This window comes from Streptomyces sp. NPDC004561 (genome assembly GCF_053602155.1).
This window is the reverse complement of the sequence record NZ_JBSGDB010000522.1, coordinates 1-5,790: the sequence shown is the minus strand read 5'-3', so window position 1 is coordinate 5,790 and position 5,790 is coordinate 1. Positions and strand designations below refer to the sequence as shown.

The 5,790-nt window shown below is 74.3% G+C and carries 6 protein-coding genes; 4 read left to right on the top strand and 2 right to left on the bottom strand.

All coding sequences use genetic code 11. The annotated features are described in order from the left end of the window. Positions 1–648: methyltransferase domain-containing protein (locus tag ACWEN3_RS39655; protein ID WP_452981551.1), on the top strand; the 648-nt coding region annotated here is incomplete at its 5' end. Positions 649–961: 313 nt separating this feature from the next. On the opposite strand, the gene ACWEN3_RS39650 is transcribed toward ACWEN3_RS39655, so the two are convergent. Next, positions 962–2,200 carry a molybdopterin-dependent oxidoreductase gene (locus ACWEN3_RS39650; protein ID WP_452981548.1) on the bottom strand — a complete coding sequence of 413 codons (1,239 nt, stop codon included), beginning with the start codon at positions 2,198–2,200 and terminating at the stop codon, positions 962–964. 113 nt (positions 2,201–2,313) lie between these two features. Here ACWEN3_RS39650 and ACWEN3_RS39645 point away from each other — a divergent pair, with 113 nt between their 5' ends. Continuing rightward, positions 2,314–3,660, top strand: a complete 1,347-nt coding sequence (locus ACWEN3_RS39645; protein ID WP_452981546.1) for a hypothetical protein — start codon at positions 2,314–2,316, stop codon at positions 3,658–3,660. 184 nt (positions 3,661–3,844) lie between these two features. Then, positions 3,845–4,828, top strand: a complete 984-nt coding sequence (locus ACWEN3_RS39640) for an alpha/beta hydrolase (RefSeq protein WP_452981543.1) — start codon at positions 3,845–3,847, stop codon at positions 4,826–4,828. A gap of 21 nt (positions 4,829–4,849) precedes the next feature. On the opposite strand, the gene ACWEN3_RS39635 is transcribed toward ACWEN3_RS39640, so the two are convergent. Further along, positions 4,850–5,311 (bottom strand): AAA family ATPase, encoded by a 462-nt coding sequence (locus ACWEN3_RS39635; protein ID WP_452981540.1) that lies wholly within the window; start codon positions 5,309–5,311, stop codon positions 4,850–4,852. Positions 5,312–5,449: 138 nt separating this feature from the next. Here ACWEN3_RS39635 and ACWEN3_RS39630 point away from each other — a divergent pair. Next, positions 5,450–5,790, top strand: a 341-nt coding sequence (locus ACWEN3_RS39630; protein ID WP_452981537.1) for a dienelactone hydrolase family protein, incomplete at its 3' end; no start/stop codon positions are given.

Genomic DNA, 5,790 nt, shown 5'->3' with positions numbered 1-5,790 from the left:
CTGGAGGTGGAGCGCTGGTGCGCCCGGGCAGATCGGGTCGACCGGGAGGTGCTGGACCGCTGCGAGGGCGCCGTGCTGGACGTCGGCTGCGGGCCGGGCCGGCTGGTGGCGGAACTCGCGGCCCGGGGCCGTACCGTGCTCGGCATCGACGTCAGTGACGCAGCCGTCGAGCACACGGCGGGGCTCGGCGGCCAGGCACTCGTCCGCTCGGTGTTCGAGCCGCTGCCCGGCGAGGGCCGCTGGGACACCGTGCTGCTCATGGACGGCAACATCGGCATCGGCGGGGACCCGGCCGCCCTGCTGGAGCGGGTGGCCGGGCTGCTGCGGCCGGGCGGTCTGCTGATCGCGGAGACCGTTCCGGCCGACGTCGACGAACGCGCCCGGGTCCAGGTGGTCGACGTGACCGGCGGCCCGCACGGCACCGGCGCCCCGTTTCCCTGGGCCCGCCTCGGGACCCGGGCCCTGCTCCGCTACGCGCGCGGGGCCGGCTGGCGGCCCGTCGCTCAGTGGGGCGCCGGTGGCCGGCGCTTCGCCGCCCTGCGCACTCGCCACACCAGCAGCACCGCCGAGCCGCCGAAGAGCACGGCGGTGATCAGCAGCCAGCGGGCGAGGAAGCCGTCCGGGGACAGTCCGGTGGTCAACCGGTAGCGCTGGTCCTCCATCCCGCTGATCAGCGGGAACCAGACGAGCAGCAGCAGGCCGGACAGCGCGGCCGGGACCCGCACGTACGGGGTCCGGGCCCGCCGCCCGGCCGCCCCGAGGCCGTGCACGACCGCCCGGTCCGCGACCGCGTACAACGGCAGCAGGACGAGGTCGTGCAGCAGGGCGGCGGCGACGATCCACAACGCCACCCCGAACCAGTCACCGGCGAACAGCCGGACACCGGCGTAGGCGGCGAGCGCGAACGAGCAGACGAGCAGCAGCAGCTGGAAGGGGCTGCCGAGCGGCACGCGACGCGGCATCACAGGGCTCCGAAGGTCAGCCGGCCCACCCACTTGGTGTTGAGCACGCCGGGCGCGGCGGGCACGATGACGCGTGCCGGGTGGCCGTGGTCCAGGGACAGTTCCTCGCCGTTGACGTACAGGGCGAGCAGGGAGCGCGGATCGGCCACCTGGTTGGCGCGCAGGGCCGCGCGGCGGAAGGCGCCGTGCCGTTGCAGGGACTCCACGAGCACGTCCGGCGGGTTCCCGTCGTATCCGACGAGCGCCGCGAGGTCCCGCAGCCGGACCCCGCGCCACCACTGGTCTGCGGTCGACCAGCCCTCCACGCAGGCGATGGGCAACGACGAGCTGTGCAGGGGCAGTCGGAGCAGTTCGGCGCGGCTGAGCCGGACGGTGCCGGTGCGGCCGGTGACGACGAGGCGCCAGGCGTCCTCGTGGATGTCGGCCGGGGTGATCCCGGCGTAGGCGGCCGTCTTGTTGATCTGGAAGCCGTTCGGGCCGCCCCCCGGGTCGGCCGCGCCGTGCGGCGCGAGCAGGGCCGTACGGCGGAAGGGCCCGCCCAGGCTCTGTCCGACCGTGGTCACGAACAGCAGCAGCGACCCGGCGCCGACCAGGCCCAGCGCGCCGCGCCGGGAGACGGTGGCCGGAGCCGGGTTCGGGGACACCAGGTCGTCGGCCTCGTCCTCGCGCAGCCGTCGCCGCACCGCTCGCAGCGCCGTCGGCGTCTTCAGCGCGGCATGGGCGACGAAGGCCGCGAAGAACACCCAGGCGCCGTAGAAGTGCAGTGGGTAGAAGGAGCCCGGGAAGACGTAGTCCAGCTGGACGTTGAGCACCCCGGTGGTGAACTCGAACAGCCCGCCGCCGACCAGCAGCAGCAGTGAGATCCGCTCCAGGGCGTGGGCCACGGAGCGGGCCGGCGGCAGGGTGAACAGCCTCGGCACCACCGACCACAGCTTGGCCAGCAGCACCGGGATCAGGGTGATGCCGAGGGTGACGTGGACGCCCTGGGTGAGCCGGTACAGCCACACGGGGTCGGTCGGCCAGGCGAAGAGGTAGAAGCCGAGGAAGCCCTTGTCCGGTGTCATGTCGTTCACCCGGGACAGGCCCGGGTTGTAGGCGGCGTACGACACCAGGCCGGTCACGAACAGCACGGTGATGCCGGCGAGCAGGACGAGGCCGAGCACCGAGGTGAACCAGGTGCCGCGCAGGGGGCTGCGCCAGAAATCCGGAGAGGTGGGGAGCCGGTGATGGTCGCGCATGTCCTGACCGTAGGCCGGGAAACACCCTGAACAGGGTGCGCGACCGATGACGAAACGCTGACGTCCGGCCCCGACGGCGGCCGGCCACTGCTCGACCGGCCTAGCGTTCCGGTGTGACCCGTTCCCTCAGCCGCGACCTGTGCGCCGCCGGTGCCGCCGCCCTGCTCGTGACGGCGGCCGTCCTGGTCGGCCGCCATATCCAGGACACCCGCCACACGCTGTTCGTGCACTGGCCGCCACTGTTCGCCGACTGGGACCCGCACGTCGGCCCCGGCACACCCGCGGCGGTGGCCGTGGCGGCGGCCACCGTGGTGTACGGACCGGCCCTCGCGGTCCGCCTGCCCTGGCGCGGGCTGCTCGCGAGCGCCTGGGCGACCGCCCTGGCCTGGATCCTCTCGCTGGCGCTGGTCGACGGCTGGCACCGGGGCATCGCGGGCCGGCTGACCACCAGCAACGAGTACCTCCGGGTCATCGGCCGCTTCCACGACATCCCGGCGACGCTGCGCGACTTCACCCACCACATCGTCAGCGGCGCCCCGGCCCCCTGGCCGGCGCACATCGCCGGACATCCCCCGGCGGCCACGCTGACCTTCGTCCTGCTGGACCGGATCGGGCTGCGCGGCGGTGGCTGGGCCGGGATGTGGTGCGTCGTCGTCGGGGCGACGGGCTGCGTGGCCGTACTGGTCGCGGTCCGTGCCCTGGCCGGGGAGAGGCTCGCGCGGCGGGCCGCGCCGTTCCTGGTGCTGGCGCCCGCCGCGGTGTGGCTGGGCACTTCCGCCGACGCCTACTTCGCGGCCGTCGCCGCCTGGTCCGTGGCCGTGCTCGCCGTCGCGCTGACCCGGCGCTCCCTCGGGGCGGCGGCGACCTCGGGCCTGCTGTTCGGCCTGACCTGCTACCTCTCCTACGGCCTCACGCTCTTCGCGCTGATCGGCGCGGCGGTGCTCGTGCTCGGCCGGGGGGAACTGCGGGAGCGTCCCCTGTTGCTGCTCCCCCTGCTCGCCGGACTGGCCGTGTTCCCCGTGGTGTTCACGCTCGCGGGCTTCAACTGGTGGCAGGGATACCACCTGTTGATCACGCGTTACTACCAGGGCGTGGGCGGCACCCGGCCCTACGGCTACTGGGTGTGGGCCAACCTCGCCTGTGCCGTGGTCATCACCGGTCCGGCCACGGCGGCGGGGCTGGGGCGGACGACCGCCACGCTGCTCCCCCGCCGCGGCGGCACGCGAACCGGCCCGGACGAGGCACGAACGCGGCTCGCGGTCCTCGTCTCCGTCGCCCTGGTCGCACTGCTGGTGGCCGACCTGTCGGGCATGAGCAAGGCCGAGACGGAGCGCATCTGGCTGCCCTTCGCGCTGTGGCTCCTCCCCGCGTGCGCTCTCCTGCCCCGCCCGCGCGCCTGGCTCGCCGCCCAGGCCGTCCTCGCCCTGCTCCTCAACCACCTTCTGTTCACCGGCTGGTGACGGATGGTTGACTGCGCGGCATGGATCTCGCGCGACCGCTCCGGCCCCGCATGACCGTGCCGACGAGGTGTTCCGGCCGGGATGCGGACCGGTGCCACCCTGTCCGGCGGGACGGCCTGTGGTGAGGTCCGGTGATCTGCCGTCGCACCCCGGTGCTCTCTCGACGGCCCGGCCCGCACCCCCCTTGGACCCCGAACTGAGCGCGGCGGTGGCGGCGTTGCCGGACGGGGCGAGGGAGCCGTTCACCCTGGAGAACCTCGCCGACCGGCAGGCCCGGGATGCCGCGGCCCGGCCCAGACCGACGGTCCGGGACCTTCGGGCCGGCGGCCGCTTCGAGGTGGCCGAAGTACGCGTCCCGGGGCCACCGGGCGGGCCCGACGTCACGCTCGTGTGCGCGCGGCCCGCGGGGATCGCGGGCCCGCTGCCGTCGCTCTACTACATGCACGGCGGCGGGATGATCAGCGGCAACGCGTGGTCCGTCCTGCCGAGGCTGCTGCGCACATTTGCTCACCCGCTGGAGCTGGCCGTCGTCTCCGTCGACTACCGGCTGGCACCGGGGGCGCGGTACCCCGGACCGGTGGAGGACTGTTACGCCGGGCTCGTCGGGGTGGCCGCGCACGCGGCCGAACTGGACATCGACGCGGACCGTGTCGTCGTCGGAGGCAAGAGCGCCGGCGGCGGACTCGCGGCCGCCCTCGCCCTGCTCACCCGCGACCGGGGCGGCCCCGCGCCGATCGGGCAGCTGCTGCTGTCCCCGATGCTCGACGACCGCGGCGACACCTTCTCCAGCCGGCAGATGGCCGGCGTCGACCTCTGGGACCGCACCTCCAACGCGACCGCGTGGCAGGCCCTCCTGGGCGACCGGTACGGCGACCTCGACCTGCCCCCCTACGCGGCCCCCGCCCGCGCCACGGATCTGTCCGGGCTGCCCCCGGCCTACATCGAGGTCGGCTCCGCCGAGACCTTCAGGGACGAGGACGTGGCCTACGCCCAGGCGATCTGGCAGGCGGGCGGCCGGGCGGAACTCCATGTGTGGCCCGGGGCCTGCCACGGCTTCGACACCTTCGCACCGGAGGCGGCCCTCAGCCAGGACGCCCGCGACGCCCGCACCCGCTGGCTCCGGCGCGTCCTCACCCGGTCCGGTGCGGGCAGCGGCCCCGCCGGCTGAGCACGTGTCGCCACGCGTCGCCTAGTCGCGCACCTCGAAGCCGCCCAGGCCGTCGAACCGTACCTCGCGCACCGCGTCGAAGCCGTCCGCGGGCGAGGGTGTGCGCAGCCGCCCCAGCGTGGCCAGGACGCCGACGTCCGGGACGCGGTCGCGGCCCTGACGTGCGGCATTGCGCCGCAGCGAGCCGGCCGCGTCCGGCGGGAACCAGTACGCCGTCACGGTCGCCCCGAGGGCGTGGGCCAGCCGTACCAGCGGGTCCCACTCCCGCGGCGACGGGTTCGTGTTGTCGACCGCCACGGGCCGTCCGGCCGCCAGGTGCTCCTCCAGCAGCCGCATCTGCCGCCGCTGCTTGTTGCTGGCGCCCCTCGGGAACCGGTCCTTGCTGACCAGCTCGTACCGGCCGGACAGGCGCTGTGCGTAGAAGGTGGACTTCCCCGAGGCCTGCAGCCCGATCAGCACGGCCATGTCGGCTTCTGTCGCCATACCCGCCACGATGACACGCCGGCCCCACCCGCACGAAGCCGGCCGGTGGGTTCCGGCGGGAATGGTGGGTACGCGGTGGGAGGACATCCGGGCCGTATCGATCGGCAGGGCCGGCGGACGTGGAAGAAGTTGATGCCGATGATCTCCGAGATGGTTCTCGTACGAACGCCGGACGCCGCGCTCCACGGTGACTTCGTGGTGCCGGCGCCGGCGCGGGCGGTGGTGCTGTTCGCGCACGGCAGCGGCAGCTCCCGGCACAGCGCGCGCAACCGGATGGTGGCCGCGGAGCTGCGCACGGCCGGGTTCGGCACGCTGCTGCTGGACCTGCTCAGCGAGCGGGAGGAGCGGCACGACGCGCTGACCGGTGAGCACCGCTTCGACATTCCGCTCCTCGGCCGGCGGCTGGTGGCCGCGATCGACTGGCTGGAGACGCAGCCCGACGCGCGCGGGGTGCCGGTCGTCCTGTTCGGCGCCAGTAC

Bases quoted from the DNA above. Each gene is read 5' to 3' on its own strand.
- ACWEN3_RS39635 (WP_452981540.1), bottom strand. From the start codon at position 5,311: ATGGCGACAGAAGCCGACATGGCCGTGCTGATCGGGCTGCAGGCCTCG.
- ACWEN3_RS39650 (WP_452981548.1), bottom strand. From the start codon at position 2,200: ATGCGCGACCATCACCGGCTCCCCACCTCTCCGGATTTCTGGCGCAGC.